The sequence below is a fragment of the Neobacillus thermocopriae genome (genome assembly GCF_010975035.1).
Taxonomy (GTDB): Bacteria; Bacillota; Bacilli; order Bacillales; family Cytobacillaceae; genus Neobacillus; species Neobacillus thermocopriae.
Window position 1 is genome coordinate 12,927 of record NZ_JAAIUV010000014.1, and the last position, 20,563, is coordinate 33,489.

Annotated in this window: 21 protein-coding genes and 1 other annotated feature; of the genes, 6 read left to right on the forward strand and 15 right to left on the reverse strand. The window is 36.6% G+C overall.

Annotation, left to right across the window (positions count from 1 at the left end):
- Nucleotides 1-83 precede the first annotated feature (83 nt).
- Nucleotides 84-1,160, reverse strand: coding sequence for a D-alanine--D-alanine ligase (locus G4Z05_RS10005; RefSeq protein ID WP_163251812.1), 1,077 nt, complete (start codon nucleotides 1,158-1,160; stop codon nucleotides 84-86).
- A 209-nt stretch (nucleotides 1,161-1,369) separates the two neighbouring features.
- Nucleotides 1,370-2,146, reverse strand: a complete 777-nt coding sequence (locus tag G4Z05_RS10010; protein WP_163251813.1) for a hypothetical protein — start codon at nucleotides 2,144-2,146, stop codon at nucleotides 1,370-1,372.
- Between the two features lie 295 nt (nucleotides 2,147-2,441).
- Here G4Z05_RS10010 and mgtE point away from each other — a divergent pair, with 295 nt between their 5' ends.
- From mgtE to uptA, 3 genes are all read left to right on the forward strand, one after another.
- Nucleotides 2,442-3,800, forward strand: a complete 1,359-nt coding sequence (mgtE, locus tag G4Z05_RS10015; RefSeq protein ID WP_240465361.1) for a magnesium transporter — start codon at nucleotides 2,442-2,444, stop codon at nucleotides 3,798-3,800.
- Between the two features lie 131 nt (nucleotides 3,801-3,931).
- Nucleotides 3,932-5,113 carry an FtsW/RodA/SpoVE family cell cycle protein gene (locus G4Z05_RS10020; protein WP_163251815.1) on the forward strand — a complete coding sequence of 394 codons (1,182 nt, stop codon included), beginning with the start codon at nucleotides 3,932-3,934 and terminating at the stop codon, nucleotides 5,111-5,113.
- Nucleotides 5,114-5,241: 128 nt separating this feature from the next.
- On the forward strand, nucleotides 5,242-5,835 hold the full coding sequence (gene uptA / locus G4Z05_RS10025; protein WP_163251816.1) for an undecaprenyl phosphate transporter UptA: 594 nt from the start codon (nucleotides 5,242-5,244) through the stop codon (nucleotides 5,833-5,835).
- A 142-nt stretch (nucleotides 5,836-5,977) separates the two neighbouring features.
- Here uptA and G4Z05_RS10030 read toward each other — a convergent pair whose 3' ends face one another.
- The 5 genes from G4Z05_RS10030 to argS all read right to left on the reverse strand — a co-directional run bounded on the left by G4Z05_RS10030 (nucleotide 5,978) and on the right by argS (nucleotide 9,733).
- A complete protein-coding gene (locus tag G4Z05_RS10030) occupies nucleotides 5,978-6,292 on the reverse strand; it encodes a DMT family transporter (RefSeq protein WP_163251817.1) in 315 nt (104 codons plus the stop codon).
- A complete protein-coding gene (locus G4Z05_RS10035) occupies nucleotides 6,292-6,633 on the reverse strand; it encodes a DMT family transporter (RefSeq protein ID WP_163251818.1) in 342 nt (113 codons plus the stop codon). Before G4Z05_RS10035 ends, G4Z05_RS10030 begins: the two co-directional genes overlap by 1 nt.
- Nucleotides 6,634-6,869: 236 nt before the next feature.
- A complete protein-coding gene (locus tag G4Z05_RS10040) occupies nucleotides 6,870-7,367 on the reverse strand; it encodes a methylated-DNA--[protein]-cysteine S-methyltransferase (protein ID WP_163251819.1) in 498 nt (165 codons plus the stop codon).
- Nucleotides 7,368-7,500: 133 nt separating this feature from the next.
- A complete protein-coding gene (locus G4Z05_RS10045) occupies nucleotides 7,501-7,968 on the reverse strand; it encodes a DinB family protein (RefSeq protein WP_163251820.1) in 468 nt (155 codons plus the stop codon).
- Nucleotides 7,969-8,041: 73 nt separating this feature from the next.
- Nucleotides 8,042-9,733: an arginine--tRNA ligase gene (gene argS / locus G4Z05_RS10050; RefSeq protein WP_163251821.1), complete on the reverse strand. Its 1,692-nt coding sequence runs from the start codon at nucleotides 9,731-9,733 to the stop codon at nucleotides 8,042-8,044.
- 51 nt (nucleotides 9,734-9,784) lie between these two features.
- Nucleotides 9,785-9,998: a binding site (T-box leader), on the reverse strand.
- A gap of 101 nt (nucleotides 9,999-10,099) precedes the next feature.
- Here argS and G4Z05_RS10055 point away from each other — a divergent pair.
- On the forward strand, nucleotides 10,100-10,354 hold the full coding sequence (locus G4Z05_RS10055; RefSeq protein ID WP_163251822.1) for an alpha/beta-type small acid-soluble spore protein: 255 nt from the start codon (nucleotides 10,100-10,102) through the stop codon (nucleotides 10,352-10,354).
- Nucleotides 10,355-10,383: 29 nt separating this feature from the next.
- Here G4Z05_RS10055 and G4Z05_RS10060 read toward each other — a convergent pair whose 3' ends face one another.
- The 5 genes from G4Z05_RS10060 to G4Z05_RS10080 all read right to left on the reverse strand — a co-directional run bounded on the left by G4Z05_RS10060 (nucleotide 10,384) and on the right by G4Z05_RS10080 (nucleotide 14,171).
- Nucleotides 10,384-10,947, reverse strand: a complete 564-nt coding sequence (locus tag G4Z05_RS10060) for a TetR/AcrR family transcriptional regulator (RefSeq protein WP_163251823.1) — start codon at nucleotides 10,945-10,947, stop codon at nucleotides 10,384-10,386.
- A 148-nt stretch (nucleotides 10,948-11,095) separates the two neighbouring features.
- Entirely contained in the window at nucleotides 11,096-11,263 is a 168-nt protein-coding gene (locus G4Z05_RS10065) for a type II toxin-antitoxin system antitoxin (protein WP_163251824.1), read from the reverse strand.
- Between the two features lie 13 nt (nucleotides 11,264-11,276).
- Nucleotides 11,277-12,143: an SPFH domain-containing protein gene (locus G4Z05_RS10070; RefSeq protein ID WP_163251825.1), complete on the reverse strand. Its 867-nt coding sequence runs from the start codon at nucleotides 12,141-12,143 to the stop codon at nucleotides 11,277-11,279.
- Nucleotides 12,144-12,520: 377 nt separating this feature from the next.
- A complete protein-coding gene (locus G4Z05_RS10075) occupies nucleotides 12,521-12,799 on the reverse strand; it encodes a hypothetical protein (RefSeq protein ID WP_163251826.1) in 279 nt (92 codons plus the stop codon).
- Nucleotides 12,800-12,980: 181 nt separating this feature from the next.
- Nucleotides 12,981-14,171, reverse strand: a complete 1,191-nt coding sequence (locus tag G4Z05_RS10080; RefSeq protein WP_163251827.1) for a M14 family metallopeptidase — start codon at nucleotides 14,169-14,171, stop codon at nucleotides 12,981-12,983.
- A gap of 312 nt (nucleotides 14,172-14,483) precedes the next feature.
- Between G4Z05_RS10080 and G4Z05_RS10085 the strand changes: the two genes are divergently transcribed.
- Nucleotides 14,484-15,059 (forward strand): TetR/AcrR family transcriptional regulator, encoded by a 576-nt coding sequence (locus G4Z05_RS10085; RefSeq protein WP_163251828.1) that lies wholly within the window; start codon nucleotides 14,484-14,486, stop codon nucleotides 15,057-15,059.
- 105 nt (nucleotides 15,060-15,164) lie between these two features.
- Entirely contained in the window at nucleotides 15,165-17,273 is a 2,109-nt protein-coding gene (locus G4Z05_RS10090) for an MMPL family transporter (RefSeq protein ID WP_163251829.1), read from the forward strand.
- Nucleotides 17,274-17,322: 49 nt separating this feature from the next.
- Here G4Z05_RS10090 and G4Z05_RS10095 read toward each other — a convergent pair whose 3' ends face one another.
- The 3 genes from G4Z05_RS10095 to G4Z05_RS10105 form a co-directional block, all read right to left on the reverse strand.
- Entirely contained in the window at nucleotides 17,323-17,874 is a 552-nt protein-coding gene (locus G4Z05_RS10095) for a DJ-1/PfpI family protein (RefSeq protein WP_163251830.1), read from the reverse strand.
- A gap of 153 nt (nucleotides 17,875-18,027) precedes the next feature.
- The gene (locus tag G4Z05_RS10100; protein ID WP_163251831.1) at nucleotides 18,028-19,512 is read right to left on the reverse strand and encodes a PH domain-containing protein; all 1,485 of its coding nucleotides are present in this window, start codon (nucleotides 19,510-19,512) and stop codon (nucleotides 18,028-18,030) included.
- Nucleotides 19,512-20,006: a PH domain-containing protein gene (locus G4Z05_RS10105; protein ID WP_163251832.1), complete on the reverse strand. Its 495-nt coding sequence runs from the start codon at nucleotides 20,004-20,006 to the stop codon at nucleotides 19,512-19,514. The genes G4Z05_RS10100 and G4Z05_RS10105 overlap by 1 nt, the downstream gene beginning before the upstream one ends.
- Between the last annotated feature and the right edge of the window lie 557 nt (nucleotides 20,007-20,563).

Genomic DNA, 20,563 nt, shown 5'->3' on the forward strand with positions numbered 1-20,563 from the left:
TAAAACGGACACGGCAAAGTGAGCCGTGTCAATATTAGATATATTGTTTGCCAATTTTATTTCACAATTACCGAAACGTTTCATTAAAATGTATGTTTGATTTGTTGCTTTTCAGCATGACGTTCCTGAGCAAGCTGAACTAATCGTTCAATTAATTGTGGATATTCTACTCCTGAATGCTTCCATAATAATGGGAACATGCTGAACGGGGTAAATCCTGGCATTGTATTGACTTCATTAATTAATACTTTGCCATCCTTAGTTAAGAAGAAATCAGCCCGTACCAATCCGGAGCAATCTAGTGCTTTAAATGCACGAATCGCCATTTCTTTAATTTGCTGATATTCTTCCTCCGTAATATCAGCAGGAATAATGAGTGCTGTATCACCATCTTCATACTTTGCTTTATAATCATAGAAATCCTTTTTCGGTACAATTTCACCAGCTATTGAACATTCAGGCTCATCATTTCCTAAGAGGCCAACTTCAATTTCACGAGCATTAACTCCCTCTTCAATAATGATTTTCCGGTCAAATTGAAAAGCTTCAACAACTGCCTCTTCCAATTCTGCCCGATTACGACATTTACTAATTCCAACACTAGAACCAAGATTGGCTGGTTTCACAAAGCAAGGATAACCGAGCTCGGTTTCCACCTTCGAACAAGCTTCCTCCTTCGCTTTTTCCCATTCACTTTTAATAAATGAAACATATTTTACTTGTGCAAGACCAGCTTGCGCAAAAATATTTTTCATGATTACCTTATCCATTCCCGCAGCCGAAGCTAGCACTCCATTCCCAACATAAGGAAGATTCATTAATTCCAACAGTCCTTGTACCGTTCCATCCTCCCCGTTTGGCCCGTGAAGCAGCGGAAAAATAACTTCCAAGGGAGCTTCTTCTTTTGACGCTTGGAATAATGTCGGTGCCAATGAGACAGGTGATAAGGATGTACCAGCGGAAAATTCAAGTTCTTTCACTGTTTCTACAGGACCTGTCAGTTGCGGCCCTTTAATCCATTGACCTTCAATATTTATATAAATCGGATGTATTTCAAATTTTTCAAGGTCTAATGCTTTAATAACAGCAAGAGCTGTCTGTAATGACACTTTATGTTCAGCGGATTTTCCGCCATATAACAAACCAAGTTTTGTTTTCATAGGAAAACCTCCATCTTCTCATTCACGTTTTATTTTATCACTTTACTTGTCAGGAAAGGAAATTCAGCATCTCTATTTCATAAATTTTTTCTATTTAGTTTATGAATCGTACAGCTTGCCTGAAAACAATCATAAACGAATTTTGTTATATTCCTTTTTTATGTAAATAGACCTACCTCAGAAAATAAATCTCTCCTTTTTGGAGAGATTTAAACAACATTTAACTTCCATTCTTTTGTTTTTTTATCAAAAATGATTTTGGCATGGTATGATTCATGAGCCATCTGTAGGTATTCTTCATACATGTCGTCCATATTATCAAAGTCGCCTATTACCCATATTGGAATCTCAATGCGAGTACGCTGCACATCTGCATCTCTTAATGAAATACAAATACCCTCTTTGATAAATGGTGTTAGTGAAAGAAGAATCTCCTTGTTCACCGGTGTATAATTTCGTTTTTTTCGTAGACCGAGTAATGACTTCTCCGGTTTCAAATCCCCTAACTTTGAAGAGATCACTTCGCTTAGCAGGAGAAAGAAATCTTTAAAACTTCGATAATAAATTTTATTAAACCAGCCATCATCATGAGCTAAATAAACAAAACGGTTGCCAAGTTTATTATAAAAAGGTATCTTTAAATGATGTTTATGGTGGGCTAAATACAATAATTCTGCCATTTCCTGTCCTGATAGTTCATTTAACACATCTTCTTCAAGAAAATCAATCCAACAAAAGTCACCATAACTATAAACATTCTCTGCTGCCAATTTGCTTATTTGGTCTTCCGGACAGTATTCAAGCAATGTATGCATATTAAATTCAGCATCATCAAATCCATGCTTTAAAAGTAGTAGGTGATTTAATGAATCAGAAAAAACAGCAACAAATTCAGTAAATTCAATTCCACAAGAAATTACATACTGATCTGTTTGATTTAAATGAACATATATAAGATCCCGTATGTCTTGATGATGCCTTTTCAACGCCAAACTCCTCCGATCACATACATTGTTACTATGCACAAAAACCTTTCCATAAAACTGGAAACACAAGAAAAGCCAATACGTTCTCATTTTATCAAAAAATAGGTAAAATAGCTTATTTCATTTCTTTTACAAATGAATTTTTTGAATGATAAAATTGTCATTTTTCTTCCTTTTGATATTTTTCCATAATGACATATACTACTATGGACTATATTTCTGTATACAATCATTTTCATTTTATGATTTGATAAAAAACAATATTAATATGCTTGGGAAGGAGTGGAGTGCTAATATGATCAAAAATATGACGCAAGAAGAAATTAGGAAATCTATTATAGAAACCTTATTAGAAAATAATAAAAGCGAATTAGAAACCATTCTAGACGAACTCCAGCCCTATGATGTTGCCGAAATTTATAAGGAATTGCCGGAAAAATACAAAGGGCGATTTCTCTTAAATTTAAAATACGATCTTCTTGCTGACCTAATGGAAGAGTTGGATAAAGACGAGCAACTTGATTTATTAAACATACTTGGCATAGAGAAAGCGACCAAGGTTCTTGACCTTATGGATAATGACGATTTAGCTACCTTACTCCATAAACTATCCCCCGAAAAAATAGACTCCCTTTTATCAGAGATGAAAGCGGAGGAATCAAGTGCGGTAAAAGGCATTTTAAGATATCCTCCGGAAACAGCAGGAAGAATCATGACCAACCGCTTTGTTTGGATCCGAAATTATTATACGGTTCGTGAAGCGGTCGATAAGCTAAAAAGTTTTGCTGAATTCGCAGAATCCTTAAACTACTTATATGTCATCGATGAAGACCGGAAACTTGCCGGGGTTGTCTCTTACCGTGATTTGCTCCTTGCTGAGCCGGACGAGAAAATCAATGATATTATGTATGAGCGTGTAATCTATGTTACGGTAAACACAGACCAGGAGGAAGTCGCAAAAACCGTTGAGCGGTATGACTTTATCTCCGTACCAGTTGTGGATGAAAATCATGTTTTAGTAGGGATTATTACTGTCGATGACGTCCTTGATGTCGTAATTCAAGAGGCGAATGAAGATATTGAAAAACTTTCAGCAACAGGGAAATCGATTGATTTTGATACAAAAACACTAGTTGCAGCTGCAAGAAGACTGCCCTGGCTTATTTTACTCTTATTTATCGGTGTTATCTCTGGCAGAATTATTTCAAGTTTTGAGAGTACTTTAGAGCAGGTCGTGGCTCTCACGTTTTTTATGCCGATGATAGCCGGAATGACTGGGAATACCGGAACCCAATCCCTTGCAGTGGTAGTTAGGGGGCTTAGCTATAATAATATTAATAAAAAAGTCATCTTTCGATTAATCGCCCGTGAACTTGGCGTTGGAATTTCGATTGGTCTTACGTGTGCCATTCTCATCTCCATTATCGCCTATATTTGGCAAGGAAGTATGATTTTAGGATTTGTTGTTGGCAGTTCACTGTTTTTTACATTGATAATTGGTACATTAGCCGGAACGATCATCCCAATCATTCTCTACCGTTTAAAAATTGACCCAGCCGTTGCTTCAGGACCGTTAATCACAACCTTAAATGATATTTTTTCATTATTAACCTATTTTGGAATTGCCACGTTATTTATAAACCATCTCATGTAATGTTGAAACCTTTTGTTGATAATAATCGTTATGTAAAGTAGAGCCTGTTATTATTTCCCTTAAAGTTTGTAGGATAAACCAATATTTGCTAATCTAAAATTATCATGAAGGTAAAAAATCGGGTGTGGTCGATGAATAACTATATAAAAACGGATCGATTTGATTGGACATTAACACTTTTATTATTTCTTTTTTTTCTAATTAGTTGTGTAGCCATTTACAGTGCTCAAGCCACTGGACAATATGGCGACAAAAATTTTGTTATCATGCAGGTATTCTGGTACATCGTCGGTGCTGTAATTATATCTATTACTATTTTTATCGATAGCTATCAATATAAAAAGCTTGCCTGGATATTATATGGATTTGGTATTTTCTTATTAGTTACCCTTGCACTTGCACCTGAAAGTATCGCACCCGAAAGAAATGGGTCCAAAAACTGGTTTGTCATTCCCGGTATTGGGACGATTCAACCATCGGAGTTTGTGAAAATCTTTTTGATATTAGCATTAAGTCGGTTAACCGTATCCCATCAAGAAAAAGTTATCGAAAAAACATTAAGAACTGATTTTCTTTTATTACTCAAGTTAGGATTAGTAACCGCCGTACCACTAGGATTAATCATTCGGGAAGATCTTGGAACGGCCTTAGTCATCATTTCTATTTTATCCGGGCTTATCCTCGTTTCAGGAATTTCATGGAAAATTATTGTTAGTCTATACGGAGCAGGCGCATCACTCGTTGCAGTCATCTTTTATCTAGTATTAAATAAACCGGAGATTCTTGAGAAGTATCTTCATGTTCAAACCTATCAATTCTATCGTATATATTCTTGGATCGACCCTGTAACCTATAGCTCAGGATCTAGCTACCATTTAATGAAATCATTGAGTGCGATTGGCTCTGGGCTCATATCAGGGAAGGGTTTTAAAAACGGTGAAGTATATATTCCCGAAGCCCATACCGATTTCATTTTTAGTGTAATTGGCGAGGAATACGGCTTTATTGGCGGCAGTGTAGTCATCAGCCTATACTTTTTACTAATTTATCATTTGATTAAGATCTCATTAGATACGAACGATCATTTTAATACGTATGTATGTACCGGCATCATCAGCATGATCACATTCCATGTGTTTCAAAATATTGGCATGACTATACAAGTACTGCCGATTACCGGTATTCCTCTGCCATTCATCAGCTATGGAGGCAGCTCACTCATGGGAAATATGTTTGCCATGGGACTTGTGTACAGCATCCGATATCATCATCGCTCATATATGTTTTCATCAGAAAACTCAATAAATTCTTAACTTAAAGCTGGCATAGCCGCTGCCTTTATTTCCTTAAAAAAGGTTCTAGAAAAAAGGCTATATATATTTCTTTATAAAACAAACTATTATAAGATAGATTAAGATATTTACATAAATGAAGGTGTATTATGAAAGAGTTTATTTATACTGTACTAGAATTTTTAATGCAAATGGGTTATTTAGGAATCGCATTAGGGCTTATGATTGAGATTATCCCAAGTGAAATCGTTTTAGGATATGGGGGATTTATGATCTCTCAAGGACAAATCGGCTGGGTTGGAGCCGTTATCGCTGGTACTGTTGGTGGAACACTAGCTCAACTCTTCTTATATTGGGCAGGGTATTACGGTGGTCGCCCATTTTTAGAAAAGTACGGAAAATATGTCCTAATAAAAAAGAAACATATTGATATTGCCGAACATTGGTTTGAAAAATACGGAGCAGGCGTCATTTTTTCGGCAAGGTTTATTCCAGTCGTTAGACACGCCATTTCTATCCCAGCAGGCATTGCCAAAATGTCAGCGTGGAAATTTACCATCTATACTATTGCGGCGGTTATTCCTTGGACGATTCTTTTCCTTTACTTAGGAAATGTGTTAGGTAGCAACTGGTCCCATATTAAAGAATATGCCAAGCCATATGTAATGCCTATCATTATCGCCGCAGTTGTTCTTGGAGCTATTTATTTTTTATTCAAAAAAACACGAAAAAACACAGATTAAGAAAAATAGCCTCCATTGGTTAGATTAAATCTAACCAATGGAGGCTATTCATTTAGAATATGTTTTCAATAAAAGGTTTTATCAATCAATTTTAAACATTCCATCACACGAACAAATAAATTACTTAATAATAAGCTTTCATTTAGGACGCAAGCTTTAATCCAATTGCGGCCCCTAATACCATCCCAATAAAGATCACTCGCTTCCAATCCTTTGATTCTCCGTAAAACAACATTCCTAGAATGGCTCCGCCAGACGCTCCGATTCCAGTCCAAATGGCATAAGCCGTTCCCATCGGCAAATCCTTCATTGCATAGGCAAGAAATAGGAAGCTCCCACCAAAACCCGCTAATAATAATAGATAGGATTTCCAATTTCGCTCCCTATTTACTTTATTAATCATCGCCACACCAAACATTTCACATAAACCTGCGATAACTAATGAAATCCACGCCATTATGAGTTCGCTCCTTTCTCGTTATGTTCTTTCGTCACGAACTTCAATCCGATGACTCCAACTAGTAGAACCATAATTAATAGAATTTTTATTATATCAAACGGTTCTCCGAAAAAGAGAATTTCAGAAATGACGGTTCCAGCTGTTCCTAGACCAACAAAAACGGCATAAACCGTTCCAACCGGAAGCTTATTCCCAGCAGCTATTAGTGCGTAAAAACTAATTAGAATCGAAACAACTGTCCCTGACCATGTCCAGATATCATCAGCATGTTTTAAACCAATTACCCAAAATACCTCGAAAAATGCAGCAAAAAACACCTTCATCCAATGAAAATTCATTTCCCTCACTCCTTTGAAAAAATGACACAAAAAAACCTAGGGATAACTGTTAAATAGTATCTCCCAGGCTTTTATCTCACCGTGTACCACTATAAGAGCGTTAGAACAAGGGGCGGACGAAAAGGTTGTTCATAACCTCCTTATATGAATGAACCACGATCTTTTAAATACTGTACTGATTGCTCAAATCCTAATAAAATGTACGTTTCTTACTAGATTTTTACAAACTTTTTACTTTATTTATTAAAAGGAAGGTAACCTTCTATCTCCAAAAGTAATTTTTTAATGGGTGTGTTACTACCGGCATATCCGACTAAATGACCATTTTTCCCTATGACACGATGACACGGGATAATGATGGGAATTTGATTTGACCGATTCGCCTGCCCGACAGCTCGTACTGCTTTGGGATTCCCAATCATTTCAGCCACTTCTGAATAGCTTCTCACTTCTCCATAGGGAATCTGTTGAAGTGCTTTCCAGACTTGTTTACGAAAAGCCGTTCCTTCTATTGAAAGGGGCAAATCAAATTCTTTCCGCTTTCCGCAAAAGTATTCGTCCAATTGACGGACGGCTTCATTACAACATTTTGAACCCTCTTGTATATCTGGATTTTTTTCCAAAAATTGAACCCAATCCTCTTCAAACAGTTCGATTCTGCTAATACCTTTTTCATCCGCAATCACCCATATGTTTCCAAAAGGTGCCTTACAGGATGCAAAATAAAGACTCATGATAAACGCTCCTATTCATAATACTAGCCCTATTATACCAAAGGATGTATATCAGAAAAATTCAATTATAGGCCAAATCATTTACAAATAGAATAAAAAACGCTTCTACAATAAGTAGAAACGTCTTTTTCATTTATTTTGCCTGCATTCCTTGAATTAGGCGCTTCATAGATTGAATTTGCCCTAAATGCATGGCTTCATGGAAGATAGAAAAGTTTGCAAGTTCCCCAAAAGTTTCTTGACCAAGGATCGGAGCTTTCAATTTAGTTTGGAAACTTTCTGCTGGAATTTCTTTAAAGCGCTTGAGTTGATCCTTCAACTGTTCAACCAAAACTTGAACAGAAGGTACGTCCTCTTGCCAATCAGCTGGTTTTGTCCCATTCCCAAATAACTCTAAATAATTTTCAGGTAAGTGAGCTGATTTTTTTGGAAAGCCAAACATAAATTGTTCCGTCACAGTTAATACGTGACCAACTTGCCAATGTAAAGTATTATTAAATCCTTCAGGCTGGACATCTACTATACTCTCTTCCAAAGCCTCCACATTTTTAAGAAAATAACTTCTTGTTGTCTCAAAATGTTTGTACAATAATTCGCTCATTTGTTCCCGCTCCCCTCACCATAATTACAGCTTTATTTTATACCATAATCATCCAATGGTTAAGCAAAAGGCATTACATTTCCTCCGGTGCTTCCATTCCTAATAATCGCAAGCCCTCTTTAATCACTACCGTCACGGAATAGACAAGTGCCAAACGAGCATAGCGCTCCTCATTTTCTTCAAGTACTTTTACTTCCGCATAATATTTATTGAAAGCTTGTGCTAGGTCAACAATATATTTTGCCACTTGAGAAGGGTCGTAATTTTCACAAGCACGGTTAACCACATTGGAAAAATTCATTAACATGCTTACAACCTTCCATTCCTTTTCCCAAGAAGCTTTATACTTCTCTGTTAATGTTACCTGCCAGTTCCCTTTTCGTAAAATGGAACAAGCCCGGGCATACGTATATTGAAGATAAGGTCCTGTTTCTCCTTCGAAACGGAGCATTTCTTCCAAAGAAAATTCAATATCATTCATCCGATTATTCTTTAAGTCATGGAATATTACTGCGCCAACCCCTACCTGTTTCGCCACCTCATCTTTGTTAACAAGATTTGGATTTTTTTCTTCGATATTTTTGCGCGCTATTGCGATGGATTCCTTTAACACCTCTTCAAGGAGGACAACCTTACCTTTGCGCGTGGACATTTTCTTTCCATCCTTTAACATCATTCCAAATGGAATATGAACCATTTCCTCTGCCCAGTCAAAGCCTGCCTTCTTTAGCACCGCAATCAACTGTTTAAAGTGAAGACTTTGCTCATGCCCAACCACATATAATGATTGAACAAATTGATAATTTTCCTTACGGTAAAGGGCCGCAGCCAAATCACGTGTGGCATAAAGGGTAGCTCCATCTGATTTTTTAATTAAACATGGAGGAAGCTGTTCCTCTTCAAGCAGAACAACCTGAGCCTGATCGGATTCCGTTAAAAGCTGTTTTTCCATCAATATTTTCACGACTCGGTCCATTTTATCGTTGTAAAAGGCTTCACCGGCATAAGAATCGAATGTCACATTCATTAAATCGTAAATTCTAGAGAATTCCTTTAACGATTCATCACGAAACCATTGCCATAGGGATAACGCCTCTATATCTCCCTCTTCAAGCTTTTTAAACCATGCGCGTCCTTCATCCTCTAGTACTGGATTCCCCTCAGCCTCTTCGTGGAATTTAACATATAACGCTAATAATTCCTTAATCGGGTTCTGTTTTACCTTTTCTACATCTCCCCAACGTTTATAAGCCGCAATCAATTTACCAAACTGAGTACCCCAGTCTCCTAAATGATTGATTTTAATCGGCTTGTAACCGCATTTTTCCATAATAAGGGAAATGGAGTTACCGATTACGGTTGAGCGCAAATGCCCCATAGAAAACGGCTTGGCGATATTGGGAGAAGACATATCAATGGTGACAATTCCACCCTGACCAACCTTCTGTGATCCATAGTCGCCTTTTTGAGCGATGATTTCATTAATAACCTGCTCCGCCACTAGCTTTTTATTTAAAAATACATTCAAGTAAGCACCGACAACCTCAACTTTTATAAATGTATCCGATTGGATTTTTCCGCTTAATTCCTGTGCAATCTGACTCGGGGCTTTCTTCTTTACTTTTGCCAACGTGAAACATGGAAACGCCAAATCCCCATGCTCACTGTTTTTTGGTTTTTCAATCAGACGTTCCAAGTCTTGAACAGGAATTTCTCCCTCCAACGCATCAAATAAAATCTCAGCGAGCTCTTTCTTAAAATACATCCACACCGACCTCCTTTTTGTTAATTAAAAACAAAAACTCTCGCCTCTTTAAAAAGAGACGAGAGTTAGTTATTCCCGCGGTACCACTCTAATTGTTCAAAATGAACCAGCTTGACTTTATAACGGAGCATACTCCGGCACGCCCTACTAAAATTCAGACATGCTTCTCAAAAGTGCGCTTCATTATCCATTCCATACCGGGCTTTCACCATCCCCGATTCGCTAAGACTTCCTAGATAATTACTCTCTTTTTCATTGAATTTTTCTTATTTATTACATGCTATTATACTGAATACTTTAACATTTATCCAGCTCCTCAAATGAATTTTTTAGAAAGGGAAATAATAAGGGAAAGGAGGGAGTCAAATGGCCAGAAGAAATAAAATTCTCGTTCCTGAAGCTCGAGAAGCAATGGATCAATTAAAAGCAAAGGTTGTTCAATCCTCAAGTCCAGAGAATGCCAAGTTTGAAGCGGCTACAGAGGTTGGAGTTCCACTCAAAAAGGGATACAATGGCCAGCTAACATCCGAACAAGCAGGAAAAGTAGGAGGCCGATTAGGCGGCAGCATGGTGCGCGAGCTCGTCAAAATGGCACAAGAAAACTTAAGAAAAAAACAATAAGGAAGAAGAGGACGGCAGATGTCCTCTTTTCATTCCTTTAATAAAAATCCCTTCATAATATCAGCGATTTGCCTAGAGGTTAGGGGTTCATGATGTTTCTCCCAATCTGATACGAGGGCAATATACATTTTTAACAATAAAAAGCTTACTATTTCCGAATCTGCTGGTGGAATGGATCCTTTCGCAATCCCTGCTTCAATTTTTTGTTTTAAATATGCAATAATCTCATTTTCCACATGCTGTAGCTTTTCGGAAACAGCTAATGTTCCCATTTCTTTTTCCTCTTGAACAAGTTTAATCATGAGCTGGTGCTGGGAACGAAATTCTAAGATTCGATAAAGTGCTTGATGCACGTTCTCTGTAAAAGGCATATCCGGTTTGATCACTGACTCTGCTTCCGCTATCATTTCTTTCACGAGTGTAGAGATAATTTCTTCAAATAGTTCCTCTTTATTTTTAAAAAATGTATAAATGGTCCCTTTTCCAACATTTGCAAGCTTTGCTACCTGATCCATCGTTGTCGCTTTATATCCAAATAATGAAAAAGATTTGGTTGCTGCTTCAATAATCATCCTTCTTCTATCAGGTGCCACTATGACCGCCTACCCTTCATTTGACTAAATTAGTTTTCTGGTCAAAACATTTACTATTACTGTAGCATAGGCTTATTCCTGTTTCAACTATGGCAGGCACTAACAGCAACTATTAAAAAAAAGCGAAGGATACAAATACCTCCGCTTTTTAGTCATTCTTTTTTTCGACATTCAGTCTTCCGGATTCCTTTAAGCTTTTTTTAATAATTAACTCGATTTGCGCATTAACACTTCGAAATTCATCTTGTGCCCATTTTTCTAATGCATCATAAATTTTTTGGTCAATGCGCAATAAAAATCTTTTTTTTTCGGCCACATCATCACAACCCTTAGTAAATCGTGCCTGTATTAATTACCGGCTGGCTCCCCTTCTCGGAAACGATTGAAACCATTAAGTTATTCACCATTTGTGCTTTCTTTTCTTCGTCAAGTTCCACAATTCCCTCTTTACTTAGTTGGTCAATGGCCGATTTCACCATCGATACCGCTCCGTCAACAATGACTTTCCTTGCCGCTAGCACCGCCCTGGCTTGCTGTCGTTGTAACATCGCATGAGCAATTTCACTGGAATATGCCAAATGCATAATTCTGGCTTCAATAACCTCTACTCCTGCCAACTCCAACCGCTTTTGTAAGTCTTTTGTTAACTCTTCTGCTACCTCATCGGAGTGCTGACGTAATGAAATTTCATAATCATTACTCATATTATCATAAGGATATTGGCTGGCAATATGACGTAATCCAGTTTCACTTTGCGTATGGACAAAGTCTTTATAATTTTCCACATCAAAAACAGCTTTTGCTGAATCAACTACTTTATAGACGACAACAGCAGCGATTTCAATAGGATTTCCTTCCAAATCATTCACTTTTAATTTATCACTGTTAAAATTAATAACTCTTAAAGATACTGTTTTTCTTATCGTTAAAGGAATCGTCAACCAAAATCCTTCCTGTTTAATAACGCCAAGATAACTTCCAAATAATGTGAATACCTTAGCTTGATTGGGCTGAATAATTGTAAATCCTGATAGCAAAAGAAGCAAAATCAAGGCACATAATCCCGTAATGAATAGGAAAAGAAAATTCCCAGTAAAAATAAACTGTCTAAATCCAAATAATGCTACTGCCCCAACTAACAGTAATAGAACAATCCCGATAAACCCATTTATTTTAAACAAATTTCTCTCTTTCATTCCTTACCACTCCTTTTTGGAACGATTTCCTTATATCATTATGATATCATTTTGTTATCAAAATAAAAAGGACCTTTACCCAGATCCTTGAAAAAATTTTATTTTCTTAAAATTAGTTACATCACTAAACTCGTTAAATTTATAAACTGAATATATTCCACTAACTAATACGATGAAATAGCTAAATGATTATGTGATTAAACTAGGGTAAAGTTAATACATAGAAACGAAGGAGATCGATGTAAGATAGGAAGAAAAATCAATATTTAGCCTTCTAAGATGCACGAGCTAGAAACATAGTTAAAATTTACGTTCAATTCTTTTAAAAGACACTTACCTTACTCAAAAGCTCATGTTTCACCCTTTAAAAGAACATTTTAATTATTCTTAGAGGAAAATATACTCCAAATACAATGAACTGTAATGATCATCATTATAATCAACACTCCAAAGGCAATGTAAAACTCAAAACTTGGTCGGTATCCGAAAGAATAACTCCAAATGCTTGTACCGAGCCATAATACCATTAAAAACACCTCAAATAAAAAAGCCATAATAACAAATACAAGATAAAAACGTACTATATTTTTATTTGAAACACGAGAAAGACTAATGCCCTCCCAAAAGAGATCAGATATTTTAATTAATTTATCCATTTTTCATCCCCCTATAGGACATATTTGCTATCCATTATGTCCAAAGGAATATTATTACAAACCGTACCACTGTTACTAATATGAAAATATTCTTCTAAAAAACTCCCAGCTGACATATCAACCAGGAGTTCATAACAATATAGTTTTCTTTTGATAATTCATTCCATAACTAAAGAAAAGTCTACATATAAAGACCTGCCAAGAATATTCCTAAAGCATCCTGATAAATTTCATCAAATTGTGTCAACGGCAATGGGTTGACTCCTCTACCAAGTTCAACTGTAAAACCTGGACGACGCCAGTCTTGGATAAACCAATCTTTGTAACCTGCCCAGCTTTCAATCGTTTTAACAGGTTCATAGCCACTGACCCTAGCAAACTCATTAACAATAATCTCAGATTCAGGGGGTTCGAGGTTTTCGAATCCCCAGTAAATAACCCTCCCTTGAGTATGAAATGCCAATACTCTTGCAAAATCTCGTCGGCGGGTTAACTCTGCCATCGCAACTGCTTCAGGTTCTGAGAGAGGCCGTTCCCCCCCATAATCTCGCGGACCTGGCTCATCAGGATTCCTCGCTCTTTCTTCTTCCCATTTAGCAGGGAATTGATCATTTAAATCAACCCCTCTAATATTTGCCTTCCAGTCAGAAAAATCGGTTCGACCTCTATTTAATTCTACTACCCTACTTCTCCAGGGCTCTGGTTCTGGCGGTCCATTAATAACAAGACTCACCCCATCTGGATTCACCATTGGAACAATGGATAAAGAAGTTTGCTCATATAATCGGGAAGTGACAATACCGCGAATCAAATTTTGATTTGTCAAAGATAATAAATAATCATTAATAAAAGTCATTAATACTGGTGTTGTTATCCATTCATTCGCATGAAATGAAGCATTATAATGAATCCTTTTTGTCCCATTTCCGATCAACAGTTCGGGGATATCATTACCAAGAACTGATTCACCTATTGTATTTACTTGCATAAATGGATAGACCGATTGCAGCCGTCTAATATCTCTCATCATTTTGGTATAATCGTAAAACTGCCTGCCCTGGACCAATCTCCAAGTAATTCTTATTGGCACTTTTATTATTTGGCCAACTTGCAGCTGATTTGGATTTATATTTTGATTTACTAGCAGAACCGCGTCCAGCGATAAATTACGATTACGGGCAATCGACCATAATGAATCTCCAGGCTGAACCTGATAATCCTGAGCAACAAAACCGGGAATACGAATCCGTTGTCCAACCGAAAGCTGGTTTGGTTGCAGTTCCTGATTTGAATCCAAAATGAGTCGAAGATTCAAATGAAACAGTTGGCTATAATACCATAAAGAGTCTCCACGCCTCACAATAACATCCATGATGTGCCCTCCGATGAAAAGTAGCTTTAAATAAATGTATGCTACATTCCAATAAATTATTTGTCAGTCTTAACAGTTTATACAACAATGGAAAAAGTACTCTTTTATATTAAAACCCTTTGATTAAAAGCGTACTTTTAAGAAATACTGGAGTAAGGAAAGAGTTAAGATGGAGTATGAATTGAATTCTCTTAATGGCGGGAGACATTTGATCTAGAGGAGAAATTTCTATATAACACAGACCACATTATTTTAATAAGTTTCAATATATCCCTCATTCAAATATAATAGAAACATTGTGAGGTGAACGAGATGGCGAGAGAACGGAAATTTTCAACTGAAGATTTATTTCTAGCTACAAGACAGCTTCTGCTAATTCATGGCTATGAAGGATTTACTGTTAGTTTATTAGCAGACCGATTAGAGGTCTCAAGAGGGACTATATATAAATACTTTGAAAACAAAGAAGAATTAATTACAGAATACATGATTTCTGAAATGAATGAATACCTTCTTAAATTAGATCATATGAAAAAATATGAAAGCTTTGAAGCTCAATTTGACTTTTTGCTAAATCTTATTTTCAGTGATACAGAAATTACAAAGCTTATTAATATTGGCCGGCAAATCCCTGCAAATATCAGTGAAAGAGTTGCGAAAAACAAAGAAAAACTAGAGGCACTTCATTTACACATGTACGATTGTTTACAAAGCTTTATTGATCTAGGCAGGAAGGAAAAAAAAATAAAAGCTCAAATACCAGATCCTTTAATTTTAGGATTTATTCTCCATACAATTACCATTCCTAATCATGCTAACATCCCAAAAAAGCAGTGGATAGAGTCGATCAAGGAGATTATCAAAAATGGGATGTTCACAAATAATTAAATTGACACTACCGTCACTTTAAAAGATAATGATGGTATTATGAGTATCAATTTTTATTTAAAGTGACATTATTGTTACTTTAGAAATTTATGAAGGGAGAAAAACATGAAATCTTTGCTCAATAAACTTACAGATTGGGTTGCAACCAAAAAAGGGATGTGGACGACCTTAGCCATTTGGTTCATTATTACGATTGTTTTGAGTGTCTTTGCCCCTAATGCTAAGGATTATGAGGTATCCAGAATTGATTCTCTTCCTGAAGATGCCAAGTCGGTCCTTGCCCAAAAAAAAGTGGACCAATATTTTCCTAATAATGACGGAACCCCAGCCATTTTGGTTTTCCAATCCAATAAAGGTGAATTGGAGTATAAAGAATTAGTATCTATTGTAGATAAAATTGAAAGTAAAAATATCAATGGAATAGATCAAGTGGTACCACTTTCTTCTATTCCGCCTCAAGCAGCAGCGAGCTTTTTCTCAGACGACAAAACGACTGCAATCATCCCGTTAACTTTTGATGCTTCTTTAGAAACGAAAGAAATCAAAAAGGTTAAAGAAAAAATTATTAACACCGTAGAAGACTCAACATCCAATTTAACATTGTATGTGACAGGTCCTGCTGGAATTGCAACTGACTCACTAGACCTATTTTCAAGGGCAGATCTTGTCCTATTATTTTCAACAATTGGTTTAATTCTTGTTCTATTAATTATCATTTATCGTTCTCCGTTATTGGCAATGATTCCACTTATTGCAGCAGTCTTTGTTTATCAAGTGGTCATGCAAACTCTTGGGTTTATGGGGAAAGCTGGTCTACAATTAAGCAACCAAACTATTTCTATCGGCTCAATTCTATTATTTGCTGCGGTAATTGATTACTCTTTATTCGTATTTTCACGTTATCGTGAAGAGCTAAAAAATCATCAAGATAAATTTACTGCCATGAAAGCTGCCATGAGAGAAACGGGTATGCCAGTCTTCTTTTCCGGGGGAACGGTTCTAGCAGCCATGCTGGTACTGTTTTTTGCCAAATTTGGCGATTACAACAACTTTGCTCCCACCTTTGCTGCCATTATGGTTATCATCATGCTAGCTTCGGTTACACTTGTACCGGCTTTGTTTACCCTATTTGGCAGAAAATCTTTTTGGCCAAAAATCCCAAAAGTTGGAGAAGAATCTATTCAGAATCATTCATTTTGGAGCAAGGTTGGCCGCTTTGTTGTAAAGAAACCTGGCCTATCCGTAGCAGTGATTGGGCTCATTTTGGTTTTATCTGCTGCTAATATGTTTAATCTAAAATATGAGTTTGACACGATGAAATCTTTTCCGGAAGATATGCCTTCACGTCAAGGCTATGAAATTTTAGAGAAAAAATTCGAAAAAGGTGACCTTGCACCAACAACTGTTATATTCGAAAGTTCTGAGACGGTTTCCACTGAGAAGCAAGAAGCATTAAAAACTGCTCTCACGGATCAGCCATTAGTCAGCAATGTTCGAATAAACGGTATTACAGAGGACGGCAAAGTGGTAAATTATAGCCTTACCTTCCAAGAAAGCCCGTACTCTATAAAAACGATAAACGCTTTAGAAAAAATCATTGATCATGCAGATCAAATCACTGAAGATAGTGGCCTTGATGGAAACCTGTATTTCGCCGGAGAAACAGCTACGAAGGTTGATGACCGAACAATCAATAATAGAGATGTTATTGTTATTGTATTACTTGAAACCTTATTAATTTTCTTGTTGTTAATTGTCCTAACAAAATCATTCAAAATGCCAATCTACATGATGGGAACCATTCTTGTTTCTTTTCTTGCAGCATTAGGTTTAGGTATGTTCCTAACCGAGCTATTCTTTGACATAGATTCTATTGCAAACCGCGTGCCATTATATTCGTTTGTCTTCTTGGTTGCTCTCGGAATTGATTATAATATTATACTCATCTCCAGATTCCAAGAAGAAAGAAGAAAGCATCCTGTTAAAAAGGCAATTGAAATTGCTGTTTCTAGCACAGGCGGAGTGATCTCTTCTGCGGGTATTATTCTAGCTGCAACCTTTGCTGTGTTAATGACCCAGCCTATTGAGTTGCTATTCGTTTTCGGCTTTATTGTCGCGGTTGGAATTTTACTTGACACCTTCTTAATCAGAGGAATTTTATTACCAGGTATCATCGTATTATTAGAAAAAGATCGTTCAAAGGAAACAGCATAAATATAACGGCGGGAGTTAATAAACCCCCGCCGTTTTTTGTTTCATATTATTAATGATTTAATAATTTAATAAACTCTTTCATAAAACCTGGAAGATCAGGCCATGCATGACCGGAAACTAAATTTCCTTCTACATGAAGATGGTTTTCTATATAGGTCGCTCCTGCTGCTTCCACATCTGGTTTACAGGCAATATAGGCAGTCATCTCACGACCTTCCAAATACTGGCGCACAGTACTGAGAACGAGACTTGCATGACAAATTGCCCCTACTGGTTTGTTGGTTTCAAAGAAGTGCGCAACAATCCTAGGAACATTTTCATTGAGACGAATATACTCCGGTGCTCTTCCTCCTGGAATAATCAGACCGTCATATTCTTCCGGTTTGACATTTTCAAAAGCCACATGCGATTCAATTAAGTATCCCTTGCTTTCTGTGTAAGTATCCCAACCAATGAAATCATGAACTACTGTCTGCAACTTCTTTTTTGATGGTGCAGCAATTTGCACATCATACCCTTCTTCCAAACAGCGAAAATAAGGATAATAGATTTCTAACACTTCAACTGCATCTCCTGCTAAAATGAGCACTTTTTTTGTCATTGTTCGCAAACTCTCCTCTCAATAAAATCGGGACAATGCCCTTTATAAATTTATTCAATGAATAGCACAAATTTCCTCTTATACTTTTTATAAATTCCATTTATTAAACGTACATTAAGAAACTTTCTTCAGATGAAACGTAGACGAGGAGCCTTACTCAATCGTAATATCCAACTTCCTTCCTAAATACCACTGGTAAAAAGCATCTGCAAATTCTACAGGTACATCCTTTATTCCACTATGTTTAACTGGCTTAGAACGATTCACCATTTCTATAGAGGCAAGACCTAGCCACTTTTGAAATATGTTACGGGTAATTTCAATTTCAATGACTTTATCTCTTTTAGTAACAAATAAAGAAGTAGTCAAACTACCTGTCTTTAGCTGAATAAAACCATCATGTAAGACATATTGCGTATTCAAAAAATTAATCCACCTAAGAGCAATATTGATAAACAACAAGATGGCTGATATCAACCACCAAGCCCGCTCTACTCCCCATACTTCAGGTTTAAAATAATAAAGAACGATCGTGACAATCCCCCAAATCCAGTACGGCCTTAACAATCGAACCCATAAAGATTTTTTGGGAAGCCGTTGCATTTGTGGGGTAATTCTGTATGCCGGTAAAATTTCATCAATCATTTCATAAGCCCGTTCTTTCGGAAGAAAAGGATAGAGAGAGTTAACTTCTGATTTTTCTTCTCCTATTTCATGGCCTCCAGCACTTGTCAATTTAACTTCAGCCAGTCCGAGACATCGTTTCATAAAAGACTGTTCAATTTCAACTGCTTGTACTCTATCTTTTGCAATGGAAAAGGCTGTCTCCTCAATGATACCTTTAGCAATATAAATTCGATCCTGATCGGAGGAGATCTCATACTTACCGTATTTAAAAAATGTCCAGGCCATTCCAAAAGCCACAGAAATGATAATAAATACGATAATAATTATGGTCAAAAGCCACCAGGAGCTAATAATATTGTAAAAAATCCCTTCCGCCTCTATATTAACATGAAAAATTTCATCTATTTTCAAATAAAACGAGGTCAAAATCGGGATTATCACAAAAAAACTAAAAGAAGTAAAACTAGCTCTAAAAACATCCCTTTTCGTCGGTTTAAAGTGAATGATTCTACTTGAATTTGGATCTTCTTCCATTTGTTCAATGATTTCAGAATCTGTTACACCTCCACGCAAAGCTCTGGCCATATGTTCTTCCATTTGTTTGGCTTCTGTTTGGGAAACGACATCAAATTTAACAGCTGCATCTTCACCATTCATCCCTGTTTCAAATCTAATAGACGTCACTTGAAAAAGCTGATGAAAAAATGTAGTATGACGAGTAACATTTTGAATTTTTGAAAAGGGAATTGTCCGTTCCGTTTTACTCAAAACTCCCTGATAAAGGTGAAAGGACCGATCATCCAGTGCGTATGTATGAGTTATCCATTTTAAAACAATATAAAGTAAAGCTAGACCTAGAAAAATGATAAAAATGATTCTACCATATTTTATATAAAGAGAATGCGAATTCGCTTTCATAATAAATAAAAAGATAAAAATGAAAAAAGTATTCTTTAACAGCTGCCATACCTCAAATACCATAAGAAGTGGATGAAATCGTTTCGTTCTCATTATGATTCCACTTCCTTGATTTTGGCATATTGAGCAATTTGTTCCCGTAACTTGATTGCCTGCTCCTTTGAGAGGGCTGGAATAACATGAGATGACCCCATCGTTTCAACTGCCACTTTACAAAGTCCATATTTTCTGAGCAAAGGTCCCTGAATAGTAGCCACCGATTGGATTTTTGTCATTGGAACAAGCTGATGCTTTTCATTCCATACCCCTGATTTCAGTTGTAAAAACTCTTCATCGACATCATAACGCCAACTTTTATATAGGAAATACGGGCTTATCCAAGACCAAACTGCACCTATTACAGTTAGCGGTATCAAACCGATCAGAATCCAGCCAATCCAATCTTTCCAAGAAAAACGATAGTCCAGATAAAGCAGGATACCAAGCACCAAAAAGCCAGTGACATTAGAAATCGTTTCTTTTATGAGCCAAACTTTTACGGCATCCTTTGATAACCAATTTTGGGGTTCATGCACTTCAAAATACATAAGCATCTCCTCGCCTCAAATAATACAGAAAAAAATATTACCAATTATTTCTACGTACTAAAAAACTATTAGGTTTCATAGAAAAGAAAAAAGCCCCTTGGTCAGCTGCGTTTGGCCTCCTCCTAAAAGTTGCCGCTTTCAGTCGTGCGATGTTTATGCTAACGGGGCTCTCCTTGTGGTGGCCACCAACTGAGATAAAGGAAAAACGAAAGTGTCACCACTAGTAAGCAGTTCTCGTAATGGTTCACATTCTTTCGTATCTAACAGAAAAGGGCAAGCTCTATAGGAAGCAGTATATTAGTCTAGTAGGGTTTTTCGAGAAAATGAAATCTTGTTATATTCATGTTTTGAAACAGAAAAAGGGGCATCCAGAGTCAAAAAATTCAACTTTCTGGACAACCCCATACGATGCTTAGTTGTAATTATACTGATTAAAAAGAAACAAAAAGAATGGAATGCAATACGTTATGAGGTATGCGCGAAGGCGTCTCGCTGAATGGGTGATTACGCTAGATAGTTGTCGAAGTAAAGGATTTTACTTTCCCTCTTTATTAAAT